Origin of the sequence: Stenotrophomonas sp. SMYL11 (assembly GCF_036320005.1) — a bacterium.
Classification (GTDB): Bacteria; Pseudomonadota; Gammaproteobacteria; order Xanthomonadales; family Xanthomonadaceae; genus Stenotrophomonas; species Stenotrophomonas maltophilia_A.
Window position 1 is genome coordinate 648,402 of record NZ_JAWIRS010000001.1, and the last position, 25,596, is coordinate 673,997.

General features: G+C 66.1%; 30 protein-coding genes. 15 read left to right on the top strand and 15 right to left on the bottom strand.

From position 1 onward, the window contains the following. Positions 1-10: 10 nt before the first annotated feature. The 3 genes from V3B46_RS02985 to V3B46_RS02995 form a co-directional block, all read right to left on the bottom strand. Positions 11-667: a glutathione S-transferase family protein gene (locus V3B46_RS02985; RefSeq protein ID WP_329891191.1), complete on the bottom strand. Its 657-nt coding sequence runs from the start codon at positions 665-667 to the stop codon at positions 11-13. A gap of 128 nt (positions 668-795) precedes the next feature. Further along, entirely contained in the window at positions 796-1,338 is a 543-nt protein-coding gene (locus tag V3B46_RS02990; protein ID WP_049460564.1) for a GNAT family N-acetyltransferase, read from the bottom strand. A gap of 126 nt (positions 1,339-1,464) precedes the next feature. Continuing rightward, positions 1,465-2,310 carry a glycine zipper 2TM domain-containing protein gene (locus V3B46_RS02995; protein WP_329891096.1) on the bottom strand — a complete coding sequence of 282 codons (846 nt, stop codon included), beginning with the start codon at positions 2,308-2,310 and terminating at the stop codon, positions 1,465-1,467. 163 nt (positions 2,311-2,473) lie between these two features. Here V3B46_RS02995 and V3B46_RS03000 point away from each other — a divergent pair, with 163 nt between their 5' ends. Beyond that, positions 2,474-2,689, top strand: coding sequence for a DUF6116 family protein (locus V3B46_RS03000; protein ID WP_032129638.1), 216 nt, complete (start codon positions 2,474-2,476; stop codon positions 2,687-2,689). Beyond that, on the top strand, positions 2,686-3,465 hold the full coding sequence (locus tag V3B46_RS03005) for a TatD family hydrolase (protein WP_329891097.1): 780 nt from the start codon (positions 2,686-2,688) through the stop codon (positions 3,463-3,465). The genes V3B46_RS03000 and V3B46_RS03005 overlap by 4 nt, the downstream gene beginning before the upstream one ends. A gap of 72 nt (positions 3,466-3,537) precedes the next feature. Here the strand turns inward: V3B46_RS03005 and V3B46_RS03010 are convergent, their stop codons facing one another. Then, on the bottom strand, positions 3,538-4,365 hold the full coding sequence (locus V3B46_RS03010) for a tRNA threonylcarbamoyladenosine dehydratase (protein ID WP_329891098.1): 828 nt from the start codon (positions 4,363-4,365) through the stop codon (positions 3,538-3,540). Positions 4,366-4,445: 80 nt separating this feature from the next. Here V3B46_RS03010 and V3B46_RS03015 point away from each other — a divergent pair, with 80 nt between their 5' ends. Next, entirely contained in the window at positions 4,446-4,880 is a 435-nt protein-coding gene (locus tag V3B46_RS03015; protein ID WP_049420899.1) for a cytochrome c, read from the top strand. A 136-nt stretch (positions 4,881-5,016) separates the two neighbouring features. Further along, positions 5,017-5,511, top strand: coding sequence for a glycine zipper 2TM domain-containing protein (locus V3B46_RS03020; protein WP_010486804.1), 495 nt, complete (start codon positions 5,017-5,019; stop codon positions 5,509-5,511). 71 nt (positions 5,512-5,582) lie between these two features. Here the strand turns inward: V3B46_RS03020 and V3B46_RS03025 are convergent, their stop codons facing one another. Further along, a complete protein-coding gene (locus V3B46_RS03025) occupies positions 5,583-5,792 on the bottom strand; it encodes a cold-shock protein (RefSeq protein ID WP_005410290.1) in 210 nt (69 codons plus the stop codon). A 236-nt stretch (positions 5,793-6,028) separates the two neighbouring features. Here V3B46_RS03025 and V3B46_RS03030 point away from each other — a divergent pair, with 236 nt between their 5' ends. The 3 genes from V3B46_RS03030 to arsC all read left to right on the top strand — a co-directional run bounded on the left by V3B46_RS03030 (position 6,029) and on the right by arsC (position 8,129). Further along, entirely contained in the window at positions 6,029-6,514 is a 486-nt protein-coding gene (locus tag V3B46_RS03030) for a DUF456 domain-containing protein (RefSeq protein ID WP_154352950.1), read from the top strand. 119 nt (positions 6,515-6,633) lie between these two features. Next, positions 6,634-7,788, top strand: a complete 1,155-nt coding sequence (locus tag V3B46_RS03035) for a phospholipase A (protein ID WP_329891099.1) — start codon at positions 6,634-6,636, stop codon at positions 7,786-7,788. After that, positions 7,788-8,129, top strand: coding sequence for an arsenate reductase (glutaredoxin) (gene arsC / locus V3B46_RS03040; RefSeq protein ID WP_154352952.1), 342 nt, complete (start codon positions 7,788-7,790; stop codon positions 8,127-8,129). Before V3B46_RS03035 ends, arsC begins: the two co-directional genes overlap by 1 nt. A 150-nt stretch (positions 8,130-8,279) precedes the next feature. Here arsC and V3B46_RS03045 read toward each other — a convergent pair whose 3' ends face one another. From V3B46_RS03045 to V3B46_RS03060, 4 genes are all read right to left on the bottom strand, one after another. Further along, positions 8,280-8,915 carry a glutathione S-transferase family protein gene (locus V3B46_RS03045; protein ID WP_154352953.1) on the bottom strand — a complete coding sequence of 212 codons (636 nt, stop codon included), beginning with the start codon at positions 8,913-8,915 and terminating at the stop codon, positions 8,280-8,282. Between the two features lie 58 nt (positions 8,916-8,973). Continuing rightward, positions 8,974-9,309 carry a hypothetical protein gene (locus V3B46_RS03050; RefSeq protein WP_329891100.1) on the bottom strand — a complete coding sequence of 112 codons (336 nt, stop codon included), beginning with the start codon at positions 9,307-9,309 and terminating at the stop codon, positions 8,974-8,976. Between the two features lie 76 nt (positions 9,310-9,385). Next, positions 9,386-9,781 carry a hypothetical protein gene (locus V3B46_RS03055; RefSeq protein ID WP_154352955.1) on the bottom strand — a complete coding sequence of 132 codons (396 nt, stop codon included), beginning with the start codon at positions 9,779-9,781 and terminating at the stop codon, positions 9,386-9,388. 119 nt (positions 9,782-9,900) lie between these two features. After that, complete coding sequence (locus V3B46_RS03060) at positions 9,901-11,418, bottom strand: fumarate hydratase (protein WP_329891101.1); 1,518 nt, start codon at positions 11,416-11,418, stop codon at positions 9,901-9,903. A 147-nt stretch (positions 11,419-11,565) separates the two neighbouring features. On the opposite strand from V3B46_RS03060, the gene V3B46_RS03065 reads away from it, so the two are divergent. From V3B46_RS03065 to V3B46_RS03085, 5 genes are all read left to right on the top strand, one after another. Further along, entirely contained in the window at positions 11,566-12,462 is an 897-nt protein-coding gene (locus tag V3B46_RS03065; RefSeq protein ID WP_154352957.1) for an RNA polymerase sigma-70 factor, read from the top strand. Between the two features lie 36 nt (positions 12,463-12,498). Further along, on the top strand, positions 12,499-12,948 hold the full coding sequence (locus tag V3B46_RS03070; protein WP_154352958.1) for a carboxymuconolactone decarboxylase family protein: 450 nt from the start codon (positions 12,499-12,501) through the stop codon (positions 12,946-12,948). Positions 12,949-13,014: 66 nt separating this feature from the next. After that, on the top strand, positions 13,015-13,836 hold the full coding sequence (locus tag V3B46_RS03075; RefSeq protein ID WP_329891102.1) for a hypothetical protein: 822 nt from the start codon (positions 13,015-13,017) through the stop codon (positions 13,834-13,836). Between the two features lie 94 nt (positions 13,837-13,930). Beyond that, positions 13,931-15,802, top strand: coding sequence for an ABC transporter ATP-binding protein (locus V3B46_RS03080; RefSeq protein WP_329891103.1), 1,872 nt, complete (start codon positions 13,931-13,933; stop codon positions 15,800-15,802). 79 nt (positions 15,803-15,881) lie between these two features. After that, complete coding sequence (locus tag V3B46_RS03085) at positions 15,882-16,661, top strand: ferredoxin--NADP reductase (RefSeq protein ID WP_046984352.1); 780 nt, start codon at positions 15,882-15,884, stop codon at positions 16,659-16,661. A 78-nt stretch (positions 16,662-16,739) separates the two neighbouring features. Here V3B46_RS03085 and V3B46_RS03090 read toward each other — a convergent pair whose 3' ends face one another. Then, positions 16,740-17,219 carry a glutathione peroxidase gene (locus tag V3B46_RS03090; protein ID WP_012511597.1) on the bottom strand — a complete coding sequence of 160 codons (480 nt, stop codon included), beginning with the start codon at positions 17,217-17,219 and terminating at the stop codon, positions 16,740-16,742. Between the two features lie 130 nt (positions 17,220-17,349). On the opposite strand from V3B46_RS03090, the gene V3B46_RS03095 reads away from it, so the two are divergent. After that, positions 17,350-19,518 carry a M3 family metallopeptidase gene (locus tag V3B46_RS03095; RefSeq protein WP_329891104.1) on the top strand — a complete coding sequence of 723 codons (2,169 nt, stop codon included), beginning with the start codon at positions 17,350-17,352 and terminating at the stop codon, positions 19,516-19,518. Between the two features lie 69 nt (positions 19,519-19,587). Here the strand turns inward: V3B46_RS03095 and cfa are convergent, their stop codons facing one another. From cfa to V3B46_RS03110, 3 genes are read right to left on the bottom strand one after another with little or no spacing between them, the layout of a single operon-like run. Then, on the bottom strand, positions 19,588-20,703 hold the full coding sequence (cfa, locus tag V3B46_RS03100) for a cyclopropane fatty acyl phospholipid synthase (protein WP_329891105.1): 1,116 nt from the start codon (positions 20,701-20,703) through the stop codon (positions 19,588-19,590). Positions 20,704-20,722: 19 nt separating this feature from the next. After that, entirely contained in the window at positions 20,723-21,604 is an 882-nt protein-coding gene (locus tag V3B46_RS03105; protein WP_329891106.1) for a DUF3298 and DUF4163 domain-containing protein, read from the bottom strand. Between the two features lie 37 nt (positions 21,605-21,641). Next, complete coding sequence (locus V3B46_RS03110; RefSeq protein ID WP_006455911.1) at positions 21,642-21,944, bottom strand: GNAT family N-acetyltransferase; 303 nt, start codon at positions 21,942-21,944, stop codon at positions 21,642-21,644. Between the two features lie 185 nt (positions 21,945-22,129). Between V3B46_RS03110 and V3B46_RS03115 the strand changes: the two genes are divergently transcribed. Further along, the gene (locus V3B46_RS03115; protein WP_049421514.1) at positions 22,130-22,315 is read left to right on the top strand and encodes a hypothetical protein; all 186 of its coding nucleotides are present in this window, start codon (positions 22,130-22,132) and stop codon (positions 22,313-22,315) included. Between the two features lie 43 nt (positions 22,316-22,358). Here V3B46_RS03115 and V3B46_RS03120 read toward each other — a convergent pair whose 3' ends face one another. Both V3B46_RS03120 and V3B46_RS03125 read right to left on the bottom strand, forming a co-directional pair. Next, a complete protein-coding gene (locus V3B46_RS03120) occupies positions 22,359-22,985 on the bottom strand; it encodes a rhomboid family intramembrane serine protease (protein WP_329891107.1) in 627 nt (208 codons plus the stop codon). 7 nt (positions 22,986-22,992) lie between these two features. Then, complete coding sequence (locus tag V3B46_RS03125; protein ID WP_032129657.1) at positions 22,993-24,558, bottom strand: POT-type proton-dependent oligopeptide transporter; 1,566 nt, start codon at positions 24,556-24,558, stop codon at positions 22,993-22,995. A gap of 163 nt (positions 24,559-24,721) precedes the next feature. Here V3B46_RS03125 and V3B46_RS03130 point away from each other — a divergent pair, with 163 nt between their 5' ends. Next, positions 24,722-25,570, top strand: coding sequence for an endonuclease/exonuclease/phosphatase family protein (locus V3B46_RS03130; RefSeq protein ID WP_154352965.1), 849 nt, complete (start codon positions 24,722-24,724; stop codon positions 25,568-25,570). The last annotated feature ends 26 nt before the right edge of the window (positions 25,571-25,596 follow it).

Genomic DNA, 25,596 nt, shown 5'->3' on the forward strand with positions numbered 1-25,596 from the left:
CTGGTGAGAGTCACGCGGCCTCGAATCGCGAGCGCACTTCGGCAGTCACGGCCGGCATCGGCAGGAAGCGCGGTTGTTCACGCACGCGCTGCAGCCAGCCGCGAACTTCCGGGAACGGCTCCAGGCTGATGCCGCCCTCGCCGGCCACGTCGGTATAGGCAAACAGCGCGATATCGGCGATGCCATATCCGTTGCCGGTGAACCACTGCGCCTGGCGCAGGTGCTGCTCCATCACCGCCAGCGCGATGGCGGCGCGCTCGTGCAGGCGCGGCAGTTCGGCACGGCGCGGCGAATCGGGTGCGGTCCAGCCGCGGATGAAGCGGGCCACTGCCACGCACGGCTCGTGCGTGTACTGCTCGAAGAACATCCAGCTCAACGCCTGCGCGCGCTCCCAGCCATCGGTGGGCAGGTACGGCGTGCCTTCGGCCAGCCAGAACAGGATCGCGTTGGATTCGGTCAGCACGCGGCCATCGTCGCGGACGATCAGCGGCACCTTGGCATTCGGATTCAACGCCAGGAATTCGGGGGTATGGGTCTGGCCATGGGCGCTGTCCACCTCCACCCAGCGGTAGCGGCTGCCGAGCTGCTCCAGCAGCAGGCGCACCTTGTGGCAATTGCCCGAGACCGACATGCCATGCACCGTCAACGGGACGCGCTCTTCCACCATCGCCTGCTCCATCGGATCCGGCCGGCGGCCGGCTGCGTGCAGTCTGGCAAGCGCGCCGGTGAATGCCAAGCGCGGGTGCAGCATGGCAACACGGTTGCCGGCCAGCGGCCGGCACTACCGGGCAACGCTCAGCGCGCGCGCTGCCGCCACTGCTCGCGCGACTGGCCCCAGATCTGCATCGGCTTGTCGTTGTACGGCGCTGGCAACTCCCCCATGCGCAGCAACGTGCTGCCGAGCTTGCGCGCGACCGCCCGTGAGTTGTCGTTGTTCTCGGCGATGGTGTGGATCACCTCGTCCCATCCGAGCGTGTCGAATGCCCAGTCGATCGCGGCGACCGCCGCTTCCGGCGCATAGCCCCGGCCCCAGCTGGCATGACGGATGCCCCAGCCGACCTCGGTACCCGGCCAATCCTGCGGCTGCCACGGACCCATCCGCCCGATCCAGTCACCACTGGACTTCTCGATCACGCTGAACATCGAGAAACCGAACAGCTGCCAGGCACCGGCCAAGCTGCAGAAGCCACGCCAGGCCACCGAAGGCGGCTGCACGCCACCAAGGGTGCGCATCGTCTCCTCGTCGGCGCAGAACGCCAGATACGGCTCGTAGTCCTCGCGCAGCAGGGGCCGCAGGATCAGCCGTTCGGTTTCGATGCGCAGGTCGAAGATGCTCATGCCGGTTCCATGTCGAAGGAAGCGTCCATGATGGTGGATTCGCGCCGTGCGTGGATGAATTCCGCCGGCTGCAACGAAACGGGCCGGCATGAGCCGGCCCGTCAGGTACTGCGTGCTGCGTCTGGATTACTGGCGCGTGCTGGCCGCAGTGGCACCGGCAGCAGCGGTCTGCGTGACCAGCTGGCCATCGACCACCGGCAGGCGATCGCTGGCCGGCTTGTTGTCCATGCGCACGGTCTTCTCGGCGCCGTCATAACGATAGGTCACGTTGTACCCCTTCACAACATCATTGGTACCCATGGCGATGCGGTTACCCGGCTTGCTGGCCATGCGCATGGTGCCGGTGGTGCCGTCTTCGTTGCGGTAGGTCACGTTGTAGCCGGTGACGCGGCTCGACTGGGAGGTCGCGGTCTCGGTGTGGCACTGGCGCTCGGTACGGTTGACCACGCGGCCACCCACATGGCGCTTGTCGACCTGGTTGCCGATGAAGCCACCGGCCACCGCGCCAGCCGCAGTGGCGGCCTTCTTGCCATTGCCGCCGCCGACCTGGTTGCCGAGCAGGCCACCCACCACAGCACCGACCACGGTGCCGCCGACGTTGCCGTCACGTTCCGGCAGGCGCTCCTGCACCGTCACGTCCTGGCAGACCTCATGCGGGGTCTGGGTGGTGGAGGTCTCACGCACCGCATCGGTGCCGATCACGGTGGCGTAGGCCTTCTGCTTCTCGGTGATCGGGTCGACCTTCAGCACGTCGGCGTATTCCAGGCCGCGCGGCGCAGACGGATCGAGCCTGTCACCACGTGCGCCATCGTCGGCGGCGATGCCATCGACCAAGCGCGATTCACCATTGGGGGTTCCGGCGCTGATGGAATCGGGCGATTTGTCGCCACTCTTCATGAAGGCGGCAGTGGCGATGCCACCGACCAGCAGCGCGCCCGCTGCGACCAGGACAGTTGTAGTTGTGCTTTTCATGACCTGCTCCTTGCGGACCATCCGCAACGTTCTCGAACCAGATTGCAGCATGCGCTGCCTGAACGGAATCTCCACATTTCCTGCTCATTCCCGTAACCCATTCAGCATCGGGAAATGCTGGGCCCGTGGTAGCGTTTGCATATTCCCCAGGAGGACCCCCGCCATGGCCAACCCGATGCTGCTGCCGGTACTGCAATGGGCGCGCCGGCTGCGCTACCCCACCCTCTTCAAGCTCACCGCGGGCCTGTTCGCGCTGACCCTGTTCATCCCGGACCCGATTCCGTTCGTCGATGAGCTGGTGCTCGGCTTCGGCACCCTGCTGCTGGCCAATTGGAAGCGCCGCAACGCCACCACGCCTCCGCCGCTGGAGCAGCATTGAGCCTGCTGGTCGACAGCCACTGCCATCTGGACGCCAGCGAGTTCGACCGCGACCGCGCCGCGGTGGTCGAGCGTGCGCAGGCCGCTGGCGTGCACCAGCAGGTGGTGCCGGCGGTGACCGCAGCAAGCTGGCCGAAGCTGCGCGAGGTCTGCCGGCAGGCGCCGGGGCTGTATCCGGCCTACGGCCTGCATCCGATGTTCCTGGCCGAGCACCAGCCTGGGCACCTGCCGTTGCTGCGCGAGTGGATCGAACGCGAACGCCCCTGCGCGATCGGCGAATGTGGTCTGGACTTCTTCGTTGAAGGCCTGGATGCCGAGGCGCAACAGGCATATTTCATCGGTCAGCTGGAACTGGCCCGTGAATTCGAGCTGCCGGTGATCGTGCATGCGCGACGCGCGGTGGATGCGGTGATCGCCGCGATCCGCCGCATCGGCGGCCTGCGCGGCGTGGTGCACAGCTTCTCCGGCAGCCCGGAGCAGGCTGCGCAGCTGCACAGGCAAGGCTTCCTGCTCGGCCTGGGCGGCCCGTTGACCTACGAACGCGCACAGCGCCTGCAGCGGCTGGTGCGCGAGATGCCGCTGGAACAACTGCTGCTGGAGACCGACGCGCCCGACCAGCCTGACGCCGGCATCCGCGGCCAGCGCAACGAACCGGCACGGCTGGCGATCATCGCCCGCCACGTGGCGGCGCTACGCGGGATGGAGCTGGACGCGGTGGCCCAGGCCACGACGGAGAACGCGCGGCGGCTGTTCGCGCTGCCCGCGATGCAACGGTAGGTGCCGGCCGCTGTCCGGCATCTGCACTGATTCAATCATTCCGGAATTGCCGGCCAGCGGCCGGCATTACGATCACGCGTCGGCGTGATCCTCGACCACTTCGGCCTTCACCTTCTTCGGCTCCAGCAGCATTTCCAGCGCCTTGCCTACCGCCGCGAACGCGAACGCACCGATGATGTGGGTCGCCGCACCCAGGCCCGCGCCGCAGTCCAGCTTCAATGCCGCATCAGCGCCCAGGTTCGGGCGGATGCCACAGACGCTGCCATCGGCCTGCGGGTACTTCACATTCTCCAGCGAATACACCGCCGGCACGCCGAAGTAGCGCTTGGCATTCTTCGGAAAGTTGAACTCGCTGCGCAGCTTCTTGCGGATCAGCGCCAGCATGGCGTCGTGCTCGGTGCGCGAGACATCGCGGATGCGCACCAGAGTGGGATCGGTACGGCCACCGGCGGCACCCACGGTCAGCAGCGGCAGCTTGCGGCGGCGGCACCAGGCAATCGTCTCGACCTTGACCCGGAAGCTGTCGCAGGCATCGATCACCAGATCAAAGCCACGGTCCAGCAGTTCGGCCATGTTCGACACCGTCAGGAACGCCTGTACGGCATCGACCTCGATGTCCGGGTTGATCGCGCGGCAGCGTTCGGCCATCGCCTCGGCCTTGTTGCGGCCGTAGTTGCCTTCCATCGCCGGTAGCTGCCGGTTGGTGTTGGAAACGCAGATGTCATCGGCATCGATCAGGGTCAGGTGACCGACCGCCGAACGGGCCAATGCCTCCACAACCCACGAGCCAACGCCACCCATGCCCACCACCGCCACGCGGCTGCCCTGCAGGCGCTCGAGTGCGCCCGCGCCATACAGCCGTTCGATGCCGGCGAAGCGTTGTTTGACCTGTTCGTTCATCCGGCTATTTTAACGTGCAGGCGCCAGCGCCTGCAGCGCGCCGGCATCGAATCCACCGTTGCACGTCCGGAGAGCCCGCCATGAACGCCAGCCCGCCCCGCCGCCCGTCCACCGCCTACCGCTATCTGTTCGTGCTCGGCCTGGGCCTGTTGATCGGCCTGATCGCCACGGTGATGGTCGGCCGCGCCCTGCAGGCCCGCCGCGATCCGTTCCCGGACAGCCTGATGCAGGTGATGCAACGGCAATCGCAGCTGCTGCAGCAGGCCCAGCAGCAGAACCGCTGCAGCCTGGCCGACAGCGTGCCGCGGTTGCAGGCGATGCGCCTGCTCTCCAACGACCTGGATCTGGCCTTTCCCGGGCTGAAGGACAGCGCGCAGTTCCAGCAGCATGCCAGCCAACTGCGCGGCAACCTCAATGCCGCTCTGGCTGCGCCGCCCAGCGACTGCACGGCCCTGGCCCAGGTGGTGGAAACGGTGCAGGCCGACTGCCGCGCCTGCCACCAGGACTTCCGCTGAGCCGCATTCATCCTGCAGCCGGACAAGGCCTGCGCGGTTGGCGCCTTGTTCACGTTCAAAAGGGGACGATTCGTCCACCCTGCTGCATGACGCAGTACCACCCCAGACACCCGCCTTCACGGCCAGGAGACGCCCCATGAAGATCCAGCTCATCGCCGCCAGCGCCATCGCCACCCTTGCCCTGGCTGGCTGTGCCACCTCGCCCGGCTACGGCGGTGGTGGTTACAACAACGGCTACAACAATGGCGGCTACGGCAACAATGGTGGCTACAACCAGGGCCGCTGCGCCGACTGCGGCATCGTGACCCGCATCAACACCGTGCAGTCCGGCCGTACCGCGCCCAGCGCGACCGGCGCGATCCTGGGCGGCATCGTCGGCGCCGTGGCCGGCCACGAGATCTCCGACCACACCGGCGGCAGCCGTGGCAACAAGAACATCGCCGCTGCTGCAGGCGCGGTCGGTGGCGCACTGGCCGGCAACCAGATCCAGAAGAACGTGACCAGCGATACCTACGACATCAGCGTGCGCATGGACGATGGCCGCACCATCGTGGTCAACCAGCGCGACCTCGGCGGCATCCGCGAGAACACCTACGTGCGCGTAGTCAACGGCAAGGTCATCCTGCGCTGACCTGCATCGGGCCGACGGCAAAGAAAAGGCCCGCTTACGCGGGCCTTTTCATTTGACGGCATGCAGCGCGATCAGGTCGGCTGAACGGCGTCTGCCTGCAGGCCCTTCTGGCCCTGCACGACGGTGAAGGTGACCTTCTGGCCTTCCTTCAGGCTCTTGAAGCCCTGGGTCTGGATGGCACGGAAGTGCACGAACACGTCTTCGCCGTTTTCACGGCTGATGAAGCCGAAGCCCTTTGCATCGTTGAACCACTTGACGGTACCGGTCTCGCGATCAGACATCTCACTAACTCCCTGGTGACTCTCTCTTGTTGTAGGAAACGCCTGGTGGGCGGCTGACAAGCAAGGGGGAAGCGAGGTGCATCGATGCAGCGGATCGGGAAGATCTTGCTTCATCAGGCCACGATCCACGGTGACCTTGCCAAGCTCAGCGACTGCAACTTAACCCGCCCAAAACGAAAAAGCAACTGGCAAAATCTTTCACTGTCAACCCCAAAACGACCACCATACGGGACAGCATGGGACTCTCATTCATCTTATATCTGCTAGCGGTCATTTTTGTCCTCGTCGGCATCGCCGGAATCATCCTTCCGGCCCTCCCCGGCATCCCGCTGGTGTTCATCGGACTGCTGCTGGCGGCGTGGGCCGACGGCTTCGCCCACGTCGGCTGGCCGACCCTGGTCGCGCTGGGCGTACTGACCCTGCTCTCGCTGCTGGTGGACGCGCTGGCCACAGTGGTGGGTGCGCAGCGGGTCGGTGCCAGCCGCAAGGCGCTGTGGGGCACGTTCGTCGGCAGCATCGTCGGGCTGTTCTTCATGCCGATCGGCCTCTTTGCCGGGCCCCTGATCGGCGCCTTGGCCGGCGAGTACTGGCACACCCGTGAACTGGGCCGCTCGACCAAGGTGGGTCTGGCCACTTGGCTCGGCATCCTGCTCGGCCTGGCGCTGAAACTGGCGGTGGTGATCGCGATGCTCGGCCTGTTCGCCTTCGCCTGGTTCCTGTAACCCGCACCGTCTTCACGCCGCGCGCACGCGGTGGCCGTGCATAAACCGTGGGGGCTGGCCGCGATGCGGTACAGCCGCCACACTGTGCGATTCCCGTATTCACCGAAGGGCCTGCTGGAATGACCCTCCCCTCGCTGCTTCCCCGCCTTGCGCCGCTGGCGCTGGCCCTGGCCAGTGCCCCATTGGCCGCGCAGGAATTCGTGCCCAGCACCGATACCTCGCCGGCGGCGTGTGCCGCCATCACCACTGACGCGGCGCGCCTGGCCTGCTATGACCGGCTGTTCGCACACACGCCGCAGGCCACGGCGGCGGCCGACGCCGCTGCCGAGGCAGCCGCGCAGGCCCGCCGCGAAGAGCGCCAGACCGCACGCGTAAGCCAGGGCGAAGAGAAGCTGCGCGAGCGGGTCAGCGACCTGTTCCGCCCCGCTGCGCCGGACAGCGCGCTGGCCAATGCCGGCCGCGGTTCGCTGCTGGACAGCCGCTGGGAACTGGCCGAGGACTCCAAGCTCGGCCCATTCCAGCTGCGTGCCTACAAGCCGGTGTACCTGCTGCCGGCGTTCTGGACCAGCGACCGCAACACCACGCCGCACTCGCCGAACCCGGCCAACACGGTCACCACGCCGCAGGTGCTGGACAGCGCCGAACTGAAGTTCCAGATCAGCTTCAAGACCAAGATCGCCGAGAACCTGTTCGGCGACAACGGCGACATCTGGGCCGGCTATACCCAGAGCTCGCGCTGGCAGGCCTACAACGGCGAGGATTCGCGCCCGTTCCGCGAAACCAATTACGAGCCGGAAGTGATGATGGTGTTCCGCAACGGCTACTCGATCGGTGGCTGGCGCGGCCGCATGACCGGCATCGCGCTGAACCACCAGTCCAACGGCCGCGCCGATCCGCTGTCGCGCAGCTGGAACCGGGTCATGCTCAACATCGGCCTGGACCGCGAGAACTGGGCGCTGGTGCTGCGCCCCTGGTACCGCATTCCCGAGTCCCGCAGCGATGACAACAACCCGGACATCGAGGACTACATGGGCCGCGGTGATGCGACCCTGACCTGGAACCGCAACGGCCACGAAGTCTCGTTGATGGCACGCCATTCGCTGCGCACCGGCAGCCGCTCACACGGTGCCCTGCAGCTGGATTACGGCTTCCCGATCAGCAACCTGCTGCGCGGCCACGTGCAGATCTTCGACGGCTACGGCGAAAGCCTGATCGACTACAACCACAAAGCCACCTACGTGGGCGTGGGCGTGTCGCTGCTGGAGTGGTTCTGATGGACGTGACGATCTGGCACAACCCGGCCTGCAGCAATTCGCGCGGCGCATTGAAGCTGATCCGCGATGCGGGCTTCGATCCGGAGGTGATCGAGTACCTGGGCAATCCACCCGATGTGACCACACTGCGCCAGGTGCTGGCCGAATCCGGCCTGGACGCGCAGGCGCTGGTGCGCAGCAAGGAAGCACAGTTCACCGAACTGGGCCTGGAGGATGCGGACGAGGCCACGCTGCTGGCCGCGATGGCCGCACACCCGCGCCTGATCAACCGCCCCGTGGTGCGCACGCCCAAGGGCACCCGGCTGTGCCGTCCACCGGAAACGGTGCTGGAGATCCTGTAACCCGCCCCGCCGCCGCGTAGCGGAGCCTGTTGGTAGAGTCGACTGTTAGTCGACTCCCCCATCCTTCATATGCTTCTGCGGAACGGCCCGCACTGCGTGCGATAGTCGACTGACAGTCGACTCTACCCGGACGCCTCTCCCCCGGCTGGCTTACCGCCAGTCGGTGATGCCTTCGCGGCGGTAGACCTCGGCGAATGCAGGGCGCTCCTTCATTGTTGACGCGTGCGCCTTCAGCAGAGGCCAGGTGTCGCTGGGCTTCGGCATGTTGCGCGACCAGCGCATCAGCATCACCAGCATGTAGTCGACCACGCAGGGCGTGGTGCCCAGCAGGTACGGGCCATGCGCCTGCAGGTGCGTGGCGACATGCTGCCAGGCCGCTTCAAGGCGCTGACGGGCCATCTCGCGGCTCGCTTCGATATTTGCCTCGCCCGCCATTTCATGCGGATAGAACCAGGCACGATAGGCCGGCTGCAGCGTATTGGCACACCAGAACATCCAGCGGTAGGCGTCGGCGCGCTGCGGCGTGCCCAGTGCGGGCAGCAGGTTGGCCTCCGGATGGCGGTCAGCCAGATACAGTGCGATCGCCGCCGCTTCGGTCAGTACCAAGCCATCGATCAGCAGTGTCGGCACCACACCGGCCGGATTCAGCGCCAGGTACTCCGCCGACTTGTGCTCGCGCGCGTCGAAATCCAGCAGCACCAGTTCGTGCTCGATGCCCAGCTCGATCAGCAGCCAGTGCACCACCAGCGCGGCGGTACTGGTTGAACCATACAGCGTGGTGCTCATGCGGAAGATCCTGTGCAGGTGGATCAGCCGATTATGCGCCCACGCGCGCAATCGTTGCTCAGCTGCAGCTGCTCATGCAGGAATCCCGGCTTTCGCCACAGGACATGATCGGCGTGCGTATCGCGCAGTCGTGCGTCTTCAGTTCACAGGAACGGCGCAGCTCGGGGTTGGCAACGTCCTTGCAGCGTTTGTCCGGCGCCGGCACCATCTGTTGTTCGCAGCTGAAGTCGTTGCTGCCGATACTGCCCCGCGCCATGCAACTGCGATAGCTGGCCTGGCATTGCATGCGGCACTGCGAAGAGGCGGAGAAATCCGCACCTTCATAGGATGACGTTGTGCTGCAGCCGGCCAGGACCAGCAGGAACACAGCCGCGAGGGATCGATGCAGGCGCATGGGCACATCCAGTGCAGGGGTGTGCCGACCCTAGCAGACTACGGTTACTCGTGCAGGCCCCGACGCGCGCCCCCGATCAGTACACGGGAATACCGGTGTCGGTACGGACTTCATTCACGGTGCCGCCGCAGGAGAGCAGGCATTGGGCGTACGGAGCACTGCATGAAGGAAGCGCTGGGGAACCGCAGTAGTTGCCGGCACCGTTGCCCCCTTCGCAATTGTGCCGCTGCTTGTCGTCGGCGATACCACTGCAACGGCTGATGATCCGGCTCTTCTCGCTTTCGCAGCTGCGCTGATCCGATTCGGCACGGGCGCGGTTGTGGAAGTCGCACGTCGCCTTCTGGCTCTCGCAGACCGACGCGCAGATCCTCCCCGCTTCGTGGGTTGGCGGCTCGACGAAGTAACGAGGACCACAGGCACTGCACGCCAGCGCAGCGACCAGCAACACGAAAACACGCGACCACTGCAGCACGATGGACTCCCTTCCAATACTTCAGACAGCGCACGTTAGCAGAGCACACCATCCACGGGCAGGCTGCATGCAACAACGGCGCCACACGGGCGCCGTTGTCTGGACCGGAACGGGAGGAATTACTCCACCACCACCGGAATCTTGCCGATGCGGGCCTGCCATTCGCGCGGGCCGGTCTTGTGCACCGATTCGCCGGTGGAGTCGACCGCCACGGTCACCGGCATGTCCTGCACGGTGAACTCGTAGATCGCTTCCATGCCGAGGTCGGCGAAACCAACCACCTTGGCCGCCTTGATCGCCTTGGACACCAGGTAGGCCGAACCGCCGACCGCCATCAGGTAGGCCGACTTGTTGTCACGGATCGCCTCGATCGCCGCCGGGCCGCGTTCGGCCTTGCCGACCATGCCCAGCAGGCCGGTCTGTTCCAGCACCTGACGGGTGAACTTGTCCATGCGGGTCGCCGTGGTCGGACCAGCCGGGCCCACCACTTCGTCGCGCACCGGATCGACCGGGCCGACGTAGTAGATGAAGCGGCCCTTCAGATCGACCGGCAGTTCCTCGCCCTTGTTGAGCATGTCGACCATGCGCTTGTGCGCGGCATCGCGGCCGGTCAGCAGCTTGCCGTTGAGCAGCAGGGTCTGGCCCGGCTTCCAGCTCGCCACGTCTTCCGGAGTGATCGTATCCAGGTCCACGCGGGTGCCCTTGGAGGCGTCGTAGGTCAGCTTCGGCCAGTCTTCCAGCGACGGCGGGTCCAGCATCACCGGGCCGCTGCCATCCAGGGTGAAGTGCGCATGGCGGGTGGCCGCGCAGTTCGGGATCATCGCCACCGGCAGGTTGGCCGCATGGGTCGGGTAATCCTTGATCTTGATGTCGAGCACGGTGGTCAGGCCACCCAGGCCCTGCGCGCCGATGCCCAGCGCATTGACCTTGTCGTACAGCTCCAGGCGCAGCTCTTCGATGCGGTTGGACGCACCGCGGGCCTGCAGCTCGGTGATGTCGATCGGCTCCATCAGCGCTTCCTTGGCCAGCAGCATCGCCTTCTCGGCGGTGCCACCGATGCCGATGCCGAGCATGCCCGGCGGGCACCAGCCGGCGCCCATGGTCGGCACGGTCTTCAGCACCCAGTCGACGATGGAGTCGGACGGGTTGAGCATGGCGAACTTGGTCTTGGCTTCCGAACCACCGCCCTTGGCGGCGACGATGACCTCGACGGTGTTGCCCGGCACCACCTTCACGTTGACCACGCCCGGAGTGTTGTCCCTGGTGTTGATGCGCTTGCCGGCTGGATCAGCCAGCACCGAAGCGCGCAGCTTGTTGTCCGGGTGCATGTAGGCGCGGCGCACGCCTTCATTGGCCATGTCCTCCACGCCCATGGTGGCGTCTTCCCAGCGCACGTCCATGCCGATTTCCAGGAACACGGTGACGATGCCGGTGTCCTGGCAGATTGGACGGTGGCCTTCGGCGCACATCCGCGAGTTGATCAGGATCTGGGCCATCGCTTCCTTCGCGGCCGGCGACTCCTCGCGCTCGTAGGCGGCGGCAAGGTTCTTGATGTAGTCGACCGGGTGGTAGTACGAGATGTACTGCAGCGCGTCGGCGATGGACTGGATGAGGTCTTCCTGCTTGATCGATGTCACGGCTTGCTCGCTTGCTCGAGGCTGGCGGGGGTAATCCGCCCATTTTAACCCCTCCCCCGGCCGCAGGGTGGTAGTGCCGGCCGCTGGCCTGCACTATCCACGCACACCCTCTGTCACGCCACGCGCCACTGCGGCGTCCTTGCCCACATGAACGCTGAAACCGCTTTCCAGACCCACCGTCCGCGCCTGATGGCGCTGGCCTACCGCCTGCTCGGCAGTCGCGCCGACGCCGAAGATGTGGTCCAGGATGCCTGGTTGCGCTGGTCCGGCGCCGACCCGGCGGCCGTCCGCGACCCCGAAGCCTGGCTGGTCACCACCACCACCCGGCTCGGCCTGGACCGGCTGCGCGCCGCCAAGCGCGAGCGCGTGCACTACGTCGGCCCGTGGCTGGCCGAGCCGCTGGCGGTCACCCTGGAACCGGATCCGGCACCCGGCCCGGCACAGCTGCATGCGCTGGCCGACGATGTCTCGGTGGCCTTCCTGACCCTGCTTGAACAGCTCGGTCCCGAGGAACGCGCTGCGTTCCTGCTGAAGGAAGCATTCGACCACGATTACCGCGAGATCGCCGAGCTGATCGGGCAGAGCGAGGCCAACTGCCGGCAGCTTGTGCATCGTGCCCGGCAGCGCCTGCAGGCCGGGCGGCCGCGCTTCAACGCCGACGCCAGCCAGCACCGGCAACTGCTCACGCGCTTCATGGACGCTTCCCAGCGCGGCGACAGCGAAGCGATCCAGGCCCTGCTGCACGCCAACGCGGTACTGGTTTCCGACGGCGGTGGCGTGGTTACCGCGGCGGTGCGGCCCCTGCTGGGCGCCGAGCGCATCGGCCGCCTGTTCTGGGCCATCGCCCGCCGTGGCGCGGCGCATCCGGCGCAGTTGGGCTATGTCAACGGCGAGCCGGCGATCCTGCGCTTCCAAGGCGATCGCCTGCACTCGATCACCACCATCGAAGTGGTCGATGGCCGCATCGCCAACGTGTACAGCGTGTTGAATCCGGAAAAATTGCCTGGAGTTGTCACGAACGCAAACGACGCGGCGTCCTGGTAATGAAAGGCGGCCACCGTGGCCGCCCTGGAGCCGAAAATGTCCGACCACGCCTCTCCCCGCGTTCCCTATACCCGCCTCGCCGCCGAAGCCTTCAAGGGCCTGCTGGCCACCAGCCGGGCCGTGCATGACAGCTCGATCGATCCGACCCTGATGGAACTGGTGTTCCTGCGCGTATCGCAGCTCAACGGCTGCGGCTACTGCATGGACATGCACGGCACGGCACTGCGCAAGGGCGGCATCGAGCCGCGCAAGCTCGATACCCTTCCTGCCTGGCACGAAAGCCGCTTCTTCGATGCACGCGAGCGTGCGGCGCTGGGCTGGGCCGAGGCGCTGACCCGGCTGACCGACGGCGCGCCGTCGCAGGCGGCGTTCGATGCGCTGGCACCGCATTTCGACGAGAAGGGCATCAGCGACCTGAGCATGGGCATCGCGGTCATCAATGCCTGGAACCGGCTGGGCGCCGGGCTGCTGCCGCCGCTGCCCTGAGCGCTTCGTTGACAGTGCCTGGACCGCCGGGCACTGTACCTGCCCCGCAGGAAGCATTCGAGCGTCATGGCCGACGAAGCCCCCGGCACGCCCAGCAAGGAGGCGCTGAAGGCGCTGACCCAGTACCGGGAGCGGGACACCGCGTCGCCCGAACTGCTGTCGACGCTTGAACGGCATGGACTCTTGTGGCCCGTCGAACATCCGGGCCATGAGGCCCTGCAGATGCGGATGTTCGCCGCCTATGCCCGCGCCGACCGCCAGCATGTGGCAGACAACTTCATCCTCGGTGTGCAGGAGAACCGCAGCGACCTGCGCGCCGGGCTGTCGGCGTATGCGTTCATGGTGCACTTCCCCAGGCATCAGGAGCAGCCACATCCCAACCTCGCCTGTGCGGTCTGCGGCCAGGTCCGCGAAGGGAGATTCGACCCGACCACCTGGGCGCGCGTCCGCCACAACATCGGGGTCGTGCTCGGCGGAAGCGTAAACGCCATCACCTTCCTGTTGGAACAACACAATCTGACGCCCAGGCGGGCGCCCGGCGACATGAGCACACTGGTGGCACTGCTGCGGCTGCTGCACCACGAGAGCGACGCCAAGGACACTCCGTCGACCATCGTCAAACGCGTCCGCGCGCTGCCGGGCCTGAAACTGTCCGTTGAGCAGGCGCGTCACCTGCTGGATGCCCTGGGCCATGCCGGGCTGCTGCAGACCCCCGAGCATCCTGGCTTGGCGCAACGCTTCACCCGGGTCGGTCTGGCACCGCGCACGTCGCGCTCTTCGGACTGGGGCTATCCCGTCGATTTCTGGAAAGGCGCCTACGGCATCGACAGCGGGGCCCTGCGTTTCTGGTTCGCTCACCATCCCGCGCTGCTGGCTGCGCTGGACTGAGCGCGCAGGCGGCGCCCGCGCTGCCTTGCCGGCGCATGGCAGGCATGCGTCCCGTTCATGCCTCCGCCACGCGCAGGGCGCGCACAATACGCGCATGCCTGCTTCCCCCAACGCTGGCGCAGCCAGCGCAAAGAAACCCAGCCTGCGCCAGCGCTTCAAGGCGATGCGCAACCTGCCGCCGTTCCTGCGCCAGGTGTGGCAGACCAGCCCGGCCCTGACCCTGGCCAGCCTCGGGCTGCGCCTGATCCGTGCGCTGCTGCCGGTGGCGATGCTCTACGTCGGCAAGCTGATCATCGACAGCGCCCTGCACCTGAGCCAGCACGACGCTGGCTTCCCGCCGCTGGGCGAAGCGCTGTCCAGCGGCATACTGAATCCGCTGCTGGGCCTGCTGGCGCTGGAATTCGGCCTGGCCATCGCCTCGGATCTGCTCGGCCGGCTGGTCAGCTACGCCGATGCCCTGCTCTCGGAACTGTTCGCCAACGTCACCAGCATCCGGTTGATGGAACACGCGGCAACGCTGGATCTGGAGGACTTCGAGGACCCGGACCTGCAGGACAAGCTGGACCGTGCGCGGCGCCAGACCATGGGCCGGATGAACCTGATGAGCCAGTTGTTCGGCCAGGTGCAGGACGCGATCACCGTGGCCAGCCTCGCCGTCGGCCTGCTGGTCTACGCGCCGTGGCTGATCCTGCTGCTGGCGCTGGCACTGGTGCCGGCCTTCATCGGCGAATCGCACTTCAACGCGGCCGGCTACAGCCTCAACTTCCAGTGGACGCCCGAGCGCCGCCAGCTCGACTACCTGCGCCAGCTCGGCGCCAGCGTGGAAACGGCCAAGGAAGTAAAGATCTACAACCTGCACCGCTTTCTGGTGGAGCGCTACCGGCGGCTGTCGGTGGCGCTGTTCCAGGCCAACCGCGCCCTGGCCCGGCGCCGCGCGTTCTGGGGCACGCTGCTGGCCGCACTGGGCACGCTGGGCTACTACACCGCCTACGCCTACATCGCCTGGCGCACGGTGCGCGGCGACTTTTCGATCGGCGACCTGACCTTCCTCGCCGGCAGCTTCCTGCGCCTGCGCCAACTGCTGGAGGGCCTGCTGATCGGGTTCTCGCAGGTGGCCAGCCAGGCGCTGTACCTGGATGACCTGTTCTCGTTCTTCCAGATCCAGCCGGAAATCCACTCGCGCGAAGGTGCAGTGCGCGTGCCGCAGCCGATCCGGCAGGGCTTCGTGTTCGAGAACGTCGGCTTCCGCTATCCCGATGCCGAGCAATGGGCCGTGCGCCACCTTGATTTCCAGCTGCAGGCCGGCGAAGTACTGGCCCTTGTCGGTGAAAACGGCGCCGGCAAGACCACCCTGGTGAAGCTGCTGGCGCGGCTGTACGAACCGGACGAGGGCCGTATCCTGCTCGATGGCCGCGACCTGCGCGACTACGACCTGGATGACCTGCGCGCCAATCTCGGGGTGATCTTCCAGGACTTCGTGCGCTACAACCTCAGCGCCGGCGAGAACATCGGCGTCGGCCAGGTCGAGGCGATGGACGACCAGGCACGCATTGCCGACGCCGCCCGCCGAGGCATGGCCGAGGAAGTGATCGACGACCTGCCCGGCGGCTACGACCAGCTGATCGGCCGCCGCTTCAAGCAGGGCGTGGACCTGTCCGGCGGCCAATGGCAGAAGATCGCCATCGCCCGCGCATGGATGCGCAATGCGCAGGTGATGATCCTGGATGAGCCAACGGCGGCGCTGGATGCGCGAAGTGAGTTCGAGGTGTTCCAGCGGTTCAGGGAACTGGCGGATAATCGCACCGCAGTGCTGATTTCCCACCGTTTCTCCTCGGTACGCATGGCCGATCGCATCCTGGTGCTGGCCGATGGCCGGATCGAGGCCAGCGGCACCCATGAAGAGCTGATGGCCCAGGGCGGCCGCTACGCCGAGCTGTTCGAGCTGCAGGCGGCCGGTTACCGCTGAGAACGCCTCTCGTTCCGCCTAATGAGAACCTGTCTCATTTGAGATAGAATCACCCCGACGACTTCCGATAGATACGCCCATGTCCTCCGCTTTTGGCGCCGAAACGGTGCTTGAGGTCCGTCACTGGACCGATGCCTACTTCAGCTTCACCCTCACCCGCGACAGCGGTTTCCGCTTCGAGAACGGCCAGTTCGTGATGATCGGCCTGGAAACCGAGGCGCGGCCGCTGCTGCGTGCGTATTCCATCGCCAGCGCCAACTGGGAAGAGCACCTGGAGTTCTTCAGCATCAAGGTGCAGGACGGCCCGCTGACCTCGCGCCTGCAGCACATCAAGCCGGGTGACAAGGTGCTGGTCGGCAAGAAGCCCACCGGCACCCTGCTGATCAGCGATCTGCACCCCGGCAAGAACCTGTATCTGCTGGGCACCGGCACCGGCATGGCGCCGTGGCTGTCGGTCATCAAGGACCCGGAAACCTACGAGCGCTTCGAGAAGGTGATCCTCTGCCACGGCGTGCGCTACGAGAAGGACCTGGCCTACCGCGACTACTTCGAGAAGGAACTGCGCGAGCATGAGTTCCTGGGCGAGATGATCGGCGACAAGCTGCTGTACTACCCGGCCGTCACCCGCGAGCCGTTCGCCAACCAAGGCCGCCTGACCCAGCTGATGGAAAGCGGCGAGATGCAGCGCACCCTCGGCCTGCCGGAGCTGAGCCCGGAGAACGACCGCGCGATGATCTGCGGCAGCCCGCAGATGCTGGCCGACCTGCGCAGCGTGCTCGATGCCCGTGGCTTCCAGGTCTCGCCGCGTATCGGCCAGCCGGGCCATTACGTGTTCGAGCGCGCGTTCGTCGAGAAATAAGCAAAAAAGGGGGCGGAGGGGATCAAGTCGTTTGTGCACAAACGACTTGATCCCCTCCGCCCCCATTTTGGGTTCATCTCACAGCAGCGCTTCGATCTCGCCGCGCAGCTGCTCCGGCCTGGTGGTGGGCGCGTGGCGCGACACCACCTGCCCCTGGCGGTCGACCAGGAACTTGCTGAAATTCCACTTGATGCGGGCGCTACCCAGCAGGCCGCGCTTTTCGCGTGACAGCCATGCCCACAACGGATCAGCCCCCTCGCCATTGACCTCGATCTTCTCCGACAGCGGGAAGCTGACCGGGTAGTCCAGCGAACAGAACTGGCGGATCTGCGCGGCGTCGCCCGGTTCCTGCGCACCGAACTGGTTGCATGGGAACCCGATCACCACCAGGCCACGCTCGCGATACTCCTGCCACAGCTGTTCCAGCCCAGTGTACTGCGGGGTGAAGCCACAGCGGCTGGCGACATTGACCAGCAGCAACGGATGCCCCTGGTACCGGGCCAGGGCCTGCGGCTGGCCGTCGAGGTCGCGGAAGCTGAAATCGTAGGCAGTGGTCATGGCAGCGGGCCGTAGGCGGTGAATGCATGGTACTCGCGCCCGGCCCCGGCAACATGCCTTTTGACACAAGTGCGGGCGCCGCCGGCCGGGTTACCCTCGGGCCCTTGTTTGCCTTACCGGAGTTCCTACCTTGACCACTCGCCTTGCCCTTGCCGTGGCCATGTCCCTCGGCCTTGCCCTGCCCGCCTTCTCGGCCGGCGCCGCCACCCCGGCTGCCAGTACCAATGCCCAGCAGGCCAATCCGTTCTTCGCCGAAAGCCCGCTGCCGCTGCATTTCCCGCAGTTCGACAAGATCAAGGACAGCGACTTCGCCCCGGCCTTCGACGCCGGCATGGCGCAGCAGCTGAAGGAAGTGGAGGCGATCGCCAACAACAAGGCCAAGCCGACCTTCGACAACACCATCATCGCCCTGGAAAAGAGCGGTGACATCCTCGACCGTGCGACCACCGTGTTCTTCAGCCTGGTCGGCGCCGACACCAACGACACCCGCAAGAAGCTGCAGGCCGACTACTCGGCGAAGTTCGCCGCGCATAGCGATGCGATCGCGCTGAACGGCAAGCTGTTCGCCCGCATCCAGGCGCTGTATGACTCCCGCAGCCAGCTGGGCCTGGACGCCGAAGGCGTGCGCCTGGTCGAGAAGTACTACGACAACTACGTGCGCGCCGGCGCCAAGCTGTCCGAGGCCGACAAGGCCACGCTGAAGGAGATGAACGCCGAGCTGGCCAACCTGGGCACCAAGTTCAGCCAGAACGTGCAGTCGGAAGTGAACGCTTCGGCGATCACCGTTGACGACGTCAAGGAGCTGGACGGCCTGTCCAAGGAACAGATCGCTGCCGCCGCCGAAGCCGCCAAGGCCCGTGGCCTGGAAGGCAAGTACGTGATCACCCTGCTCAACACCACCGGCCAGCCGCCGCTGACCAACCTGGCCAACCGCGCCCTGCGCCAGAAGATCTACGAAGCCTCGACCACCCGCGGCAGCCGCGGCGGTGAGTTCGACAACACCGCGCTGGTCTCGCGCATCATGCAGCTGCGTGCCGACAAGGCCAAGCTGATGGGCTTCCCGAACTTCGCCGCCTACAACCTGACCAACCAGACCGCCAAGACCCCGGAAGCGGTCAACGCGATGCTGGGTAAACTGGCTCCGGCCGCCGTGGCCAACGCCAAGCGCGAAGCCGCAGACCTGCAGGCGATGATCGACAAGGAACAGAAGGCCGCCGGCAAGCCGACCTTCAAGCTGGAGCCGTGGGACTGGGCCTTCTACAGCGAGAAGGTGCGCCAGGCCAAGTACAACTTCGACGAGTCGCAGCTGAAGCCGTACTTCGAGATGAAGAACGTGCTGGAGAACGGCGTGTTCTATGCGGCTGGCCAGGAATTCGGCCTGACCTTCAAGCAGCGCACCGACCTGCCGGTCTACCACGATGACGTCACCGTCTACGACGTGTTCGACGCCGACGGCAGCCAGCTGGCGATCTTCATCTTCGACCCGTACGCACGTGCCTCCAAGCGCGGTGGCGCGTGGATGAACTCCTACGTCTCGCAGTCCAAGCTGACCGGCTTCAAGCCGGTGGTCGCCAACCACCTGAACATCCCGAAGCCGCCGGCCGGCCAGCCGACCCTGCTGACCTGGGATGAGGTGAACACCACCTTCCACGAGTTCGGCCACGCCCTGCACGGCATGTTCTCCAACGTGAAGTACCCGTACTTCTCGGGCACCTCGGTGCCGCGTGACTTCGTCGAGTTCCCCTCGCAGGTCAACGAGATGTGGTCGGACAACCCGGTCATCCTGAAGAACTACGCCAAGCACTACCAGAATGGTTCGGCGATGCCGCAGGCACTGCTGGACAAGGTGCTGGCAGCGGCCAAGTTCAACCAGGGCTTCGCCACCACCGAGTACCTGGGCGCGGCCATGCTCGACCAGCGCTGGCACCAGATCGGCGCCGACCAGGTGCCGGCCGCCAAGGACGTGATGGCCTTCGAGCGCGCCGCGCTGGAAAAGGACGGCATCTACTACGCGCCGGTTCCGCCGCGCTACAAGACCCCGTACTTCAGCCACATCATGGGCGGCTACTCGGCCGGCTACTACGCCTACATCTGGTCGGAAGTGCTCGACGCCAACACCCAGAAGTGGTTCAAGGACAACGGTGGCCTGAGCCGCAAGAACGGTGACCACTTCCGCGCCACCCTGCTGTCCAAGGGCGGCAGCGTGGATGCCATGCAGCTGTTCCGCGATTTCGCCGGCCACGAGCCGCAGATCGAGCCGCTGCTTGAAAAGCGTGGCCTGACCGGCGCCGGCAACTGATCGCCCGCGCGGTAGCCTGAAACGAAAACCGCCCGGGTGACCGGGCGGTTTTTTGTGGGGGCATCCAGATCAACGCGGCGCCACGTACCCACCCGGCACGCCTTCCGGCGACAGCACCAGCTGCCACAGCTGCGCGTGCCGGCAACGGAAGGTGGCCATCGACCCGGCCAGGTAGAAGCGCCACATGCGCCGGAAGTGCTCGTCGTAGCGCGCATCCAGCCGCGGCCACGCCGCTTCCACATTGCGCCGCCAGGCCTGCAGGGTCAGGTCGTAGTCGGTGCCGAAGTTGTGCCAGTCCTCCAGCACGAAGCGGCCCTCGAACGCCTTGGTGATCTGTACCGCCGACGGCAGCATTGAATTGGGGAAGATGTAGCGCGCGATCCACGGATCGGTACGATGCCGCGAGATGTTGGTGCCGATGCTGTGCAACAGCAGCAGGCCGCGCGGCGACAGGCAACGCCTGGCCACCTCGAAGAAGCTGGCGTAGTTCTTGTCGCCGACATGCTCGAACATGCCGATCGAGAAGATCGCATCGAACGGTTCGTGCAGTTCGCGGTAGTCCTGCAGGCGGATCTCGATCGGCAGGCCAGCACACAGTTCGCGGGCGAACCCGGCCTGCTCCTGCGAAATGGTCACGCCGACGCCACTGACACCGTAGCGCTCGGCGGCGAACTTCAGGGCTTCGCCCCAGCCACAGCCGATATCCAGCACACGCTGCCCCGGGCGCAGGCCCAGCTTGCGGCAGACCAGGTCAAGCTTGGCTTCCTGCGCGGCGTCGAGATCGCCGGCATTGCGCCAGTAGCCACAGCTGTAGACCAGGCGCTGGCCCAGCATGACCTGGTAGAGATCATTGCCGAGGTCGTAGTGGCGGCGGCCCACCTCGTAGCTGCCCTGCCCCACCTGCAGGTTGAACAGGCGCGCCTTCAGTGCATCGGCCACTTCGCGCCAACCGTGCACCCGTTCGTCCAGGTGCGCCTGCATCAGGTGGACAAGGAAGTCGTCCAGGACGTTGGCATCCCACCAACCGTCCATGTAGCTCTCGCCGAGGCCAAGCGAGCCGTGCGCCATGACCCGCGCGAAGAAGCGCGGGTCATGCACCTGGATATCCTGTGGCTGGGTACCGCCGATGCGGACCCCGGCTTCCTGCAGCAGGCCGGCGACCCGCTCCTGCAACCCTGTATCCACGCCACCTCCTCGACTGCGGTCAACCGCGTGCGAACAGCTCCACGTAGTCCTTGGCCACGTGCGGCAACAGCACCGCCGCCGGTACGTCGGCGGTCTGGGTGCCGTCCGAGTATGGACCCACCTGGTACGGCGGGAAAACAAAGCGCAGCGCGGTGATCTGCCCCTTGTCGTCGGTCAGCGGCTGGAACTGGCTGAAATTGTCGGCCTGCGGGCCGGTGCCGTCGGCGATCATGCGCGATGCGTTGCGCAGCGATTCCTGCAGCTGGGCCGGGTCCATGTCTTCCCCACTGAGGCGGGTCGCCACGCGTTCGCGCAGCTGGTCGGCGACGAAATCGCTGATCGCCTTCCAGCCCTTGGCATCGGCCACCAGCTTCTCGGCGCTGAGCATCTGCTGCTGCTGCGGCAGCCACACGAATCGGGCCACCAGCGGTTCGCCATGGGCGCCACCGGTGTAGCGGCTGCCATCGGCACTGACCACCACCAGCTGCGGGGTTTCCAGCAGCTTCTCGAAGCTCAGCGACAGCTCGTAGGGCATGGTCGGCTTGTCATTGCCCAGCCCGTCCAGCGCCTGTTGCAGGTCACTGCGCGCACTCGTCGCATAGCTCTGCAGCGCGCGGGCCAGGCCCGGGTAGCGGTCGATGCCAGCCGGGTAGCTGATACCCACCACTTCGCGCTCGTTGTTCTCGATCACGTCGCGCAGGTCCAGCGGCGCTTCCGTGGCCGGCGTCTCGACTGCGGCGGTGGCCTCGGCGGCAGGCGCCGCGTCGGTCGCCGGTGCCGGCTCGCTTTCACGCTGGCAGCCGGCCAGCAACAGCACGCCCACCACGCCGGCCAGCACACTGCCGTGCAATGGCCGGTTGTTTCCAATCTTCATCGGGATCCCCTGTTCATGTTTGTACATCATCGCCTGCCATGGCTGAAGCGTGGCCCGCTGGCATTCAGCCAACGAGCAGGTCGTGATACTCCTCATGCCGCTGCAGGAAGGCCTCGGCGTAGGAACACGCCGGCACCACCTTGTACTTCTGCTCACGGGCAAAACGCAGCGCCACACGGGTCAGCTCACCGGCGATGCCTCGGCCGGCAATCGGCTCGGGCACCTCGGTATGCGTGATGACCATGCGCCTGCGTTTGATCTGGTAATCCAGCACCGCCAGCTGTCCGCGCACACGGGCGGTGAAGCGATGGTTGGCCAGGTCGTGTTCGACCTCGTAGGCCAGACCGGGGGGCGTGACCGAAGCCATGGAACTGTCTCCTGCGGCGACTGCGTGGATGGTGCGCAGCCGGGCGCCATGATCGCGTGAAGCCTGAACAGGGGCAAGTCCGATCCATTCACGTCAGTTTGCGACCCTCAAGCTGGAGCGCTGGCGGCCGCTATCGCCTGTGGAGGGGTACGGCCAGGCTGGCACGGCCCTTGCGACCGTTGATCATGCGCACCACCGCGGAGGCTCCGATGCACCCCAGCGATTCCCATTCAGATACCGACCGCGCCCTGCTGGAGGGCCTGCTGCAACTGGCGGTGGAGGGGCAGACCCAGGACCAGGATTTCCAGCGCATCGGCGAAGAAGTGTTCGCCCGCCTGCTGGATACCTACGGTCAGCAGCCCACGCTCTGAAACAGCGGGGGCGGATCGCTGCCGATCCGCCCCGCTCCCGTCATCAACCGCCGCCGAGGCGGAAGGTCGGGTTGGAGAGTTCGCGCAGGAAGTGAGTGAAGATGCTCGGCTGCATGGCCAGCATGAAGATCACGCCGAACGCCGCGCCTGCCAGGTGCGCGCTGTGGTTGATGCGGTCACCGCCGCGCCTGTCCATCCAGATGCTGTAGCCGACGTAGAACGCGGCGTAGACGATGGCCGGCGCCGGGATGAAGAACACCAGGATGATCGACCACGGCTTGATCAGGATGAAGGCGAACAGCACCGCCGACACCGCACCGGACGCACCCAGGCTGAGGTAGTTCGGGTTCTTCTGGTTCTTCAGGTAGCTGGGCAGGATCGAGACCAGCAGCGCACCGATGTAGAACGCCGGGTAGGTCAGGTAGCTGCCGGTCAGCTGCACCATCACGCTTTCGATGAATCCCCCGAAGAAGAACAGGGTGATCATGTTGAAGATCAGGTGCGACCAGTCGGCGTGGATGAAGCCATAGGTCACCAGCCGGTCGTACTGGCGGTGACGGTCGATGGCCGGCGGCCACAGGATCAGGCGGTCGGCCAGCTTGCGGTTGTTGAACGCCATCCACGACAGGATGGCGGTGATGGCGATCAACAGCAGATTGACGGGGGTCATGTCAGGCTCAGGCGCTACGGTAGTTGTCGACCATACGATAGCGTTTCGCATACCAACCGAAGGCCAACGCCGCGACGAAGGCGAAACCGGCGAAGAAGAACATCAGGAACGCCGCTTCACTCAGGCCCGTACTGGCGATCTTGTGGGTCACCGCATCGTTGCGCACAGCAGCGTTGGACAGCAGCACCCACAGGTTGCCGATGGTGGTGGTCAGGTTCCAGAAGCTCATCACCACGCCCTTCATCGCCTGCGGCGCCTGGCTGTAGGCGAACTCCAGGCCGGTGGCCGAGACCAGCACCTCACCGAAGGTCAGCAGCGCGTACGGCAGCATCTGCCAGAAGATCGACATGGCGTTGCCCCCGTCCATCACCACCTGGATGCCGCCGACCACGATCCAGGCCAGGCCGCTGAAGGCGATGCCGGCGGTCATGCGGCGCAGCGCGGTCGGCTCGAAGCCGAAGCGGCGCAGGGCCGGGTACAGCACCAGGTTGTTGAACGGAATCAGGATCATCACCAGCAGCGGGTTCAATGCCTGCATCTGCGAGGCAGTGAACCAGCTCGGCATCTGCATCTGCTGGCCCTGCAGGACCCAGGTCGAGGCCTTCTGGTCGAACAGCGAGAAGAACGGCGTGGTCAGCGCGAAGATCACCAGCACCCGCAGCACCGAGCGCACGCCTTCCACGGCTTCGGCCGGATGCTGGCCACGGGCGCGATCGAGCTGCAGCCAGGTGCCACCGCCGATACCGGCCAGGATCGATACCAGCGCCAGGCACAGGCAGATGACAATGCCCAACGAGCCGACCAGACCGAACGAGGCCACTGCCAGCACCAGGCCGAGCACGGCGATCACCAGGCCCGGACGGCCTTGGCCGGCTACGCGCGTGGTCAGTGCGGTACGCACCACGTTGGCGAACGAATGCGGATCCTTCGGCGGCAGCGGCACCAGCACGTAGCGCTTGCGGCCCAGCCAGAACACGAAGGTGGCGATGAACATCAGGATGCCCGGGATGCCGAACGCCCACTGCGGGCCCCAGTTCTTCAGCACCAGCGGGATCAGCAGCGAGGCGAACAGCGAGCCGAAGTTGATGATCCAGTAGAAAGCGTCGAAGACGATCTTGGCCAGGTGCTTGTTGCTCTGGTCGAACTGGTCGCCCATGAACGAGGCCACCAGCGGCTTGATGCCACCGGCACCCAACGCGATCAGGCCCAGGCCGAGGAAGAAGCCCTCGCGGCTGTTCTCGAACAACGCCAGGCACAGGTGGCCGGCGCAGTAGACCAGGCTGAACCAGAGGATGGTGTGGTACTTGCCGAAGAACCTGTCGGCCAGCCAGCCACCGAGCAGCGGGAAGAAATACACGCCGATCATGAAGCTGTGCATGATGTCCTTGGCTTCACCGGCACGGCCTTCCGCCGTGATTTCCTGCAGCAGCAGCGAGGTGATCAGGAACTGCACCAGGATGTTGCGCATCCCGTAGAAACTGAACCGCTCGCAGGCCTCATTGCCGATGATGTACGGGATCTGGCGCGGCATCTTTCCCTGGCCGGCGATGGGGGCAACTGCGTCGTGGCTCATCCTGTAAGGCAATCCTGCAAAGCGAAAGGCGCAAGATTACCGGAACCAGGGCTTGCGAAGCACGCTGCAGGGCTGCATGACAACGGTGCCAATCCATGGCAGGCAGCGACACTCCGTGTCGGAAGTCACGGCACCTGCACGACAAAAGCGTAAACTTATCGTTATGCGCCCCCTCGCCCCCGCCCGCCTCCTGCTCAGCTGTCTTGCGCTGTTGCTGGCGTTGCAGGCCCAGGCGCGGCCGCAGGCGCCGGCGTCCGCCACTGGCGGGGACGAGCCCCGGCAGCTGACCGTGGCCGCGCTGGAACTGCCCAGCCGCGATGATACGCAATGGAAACAGCGCCGCGAGCAGGTCGCGCAGCTGCTGACCGACCTGCAGCCGGACGTGATCTCGGTGCAGCAGGTGCTGCAGCAACAGGGCCGCAATCCGGCCTGCTGGCTGGCCAGCCGGCTGCGCTACAGCTGCGACTTCGTTACCGCCGATCCGCCCAGCCAGCCGCTGCGGCATGGCAACGCGATGCTGACCCGGCTGCCGGTCAGCGAGGATGGCGTGACCCTGCTGCACCCACCCGGCACCTTCAGCGCCGCCGGCATGATGCGGCTGAAGCTGGGCGAGGCACTGGTCAACATCTATGTGGCACGGCTGCGCCCGGACCCGGACGAGGCCACCGCCCGCCAGCATCAGACCAGCGACCTGATGACCTGGATCGGCGCCACCGCCGAGGGCATGCCCAGCCTGATCGCCGGCGATTTCTCCGCCAACACGGTGGAACTGGTGCGCAGCACGCCCGGCTTCCAGCCGGCCCGGCGCAATCCCGGCGGCCGCGCCGAGGCGCCTGCGGCCAGTGGCGGTGGCAGCAGCGGCCACGGCCTGGATGTGCTGTTCCAGGTCAAGCACTTCGGCGGCATCCGCCAGCAGCCGATCCTGCTGCCAGCCGACGGCGACCTGCCCGGCCTGCGCCTGGGCGTGATGGCCACCCTGCGCCTGCAGGGCGAAACGGCCACCGCGGAATAGGTAGTGCCGGCCGCTGGCCGGCCCTC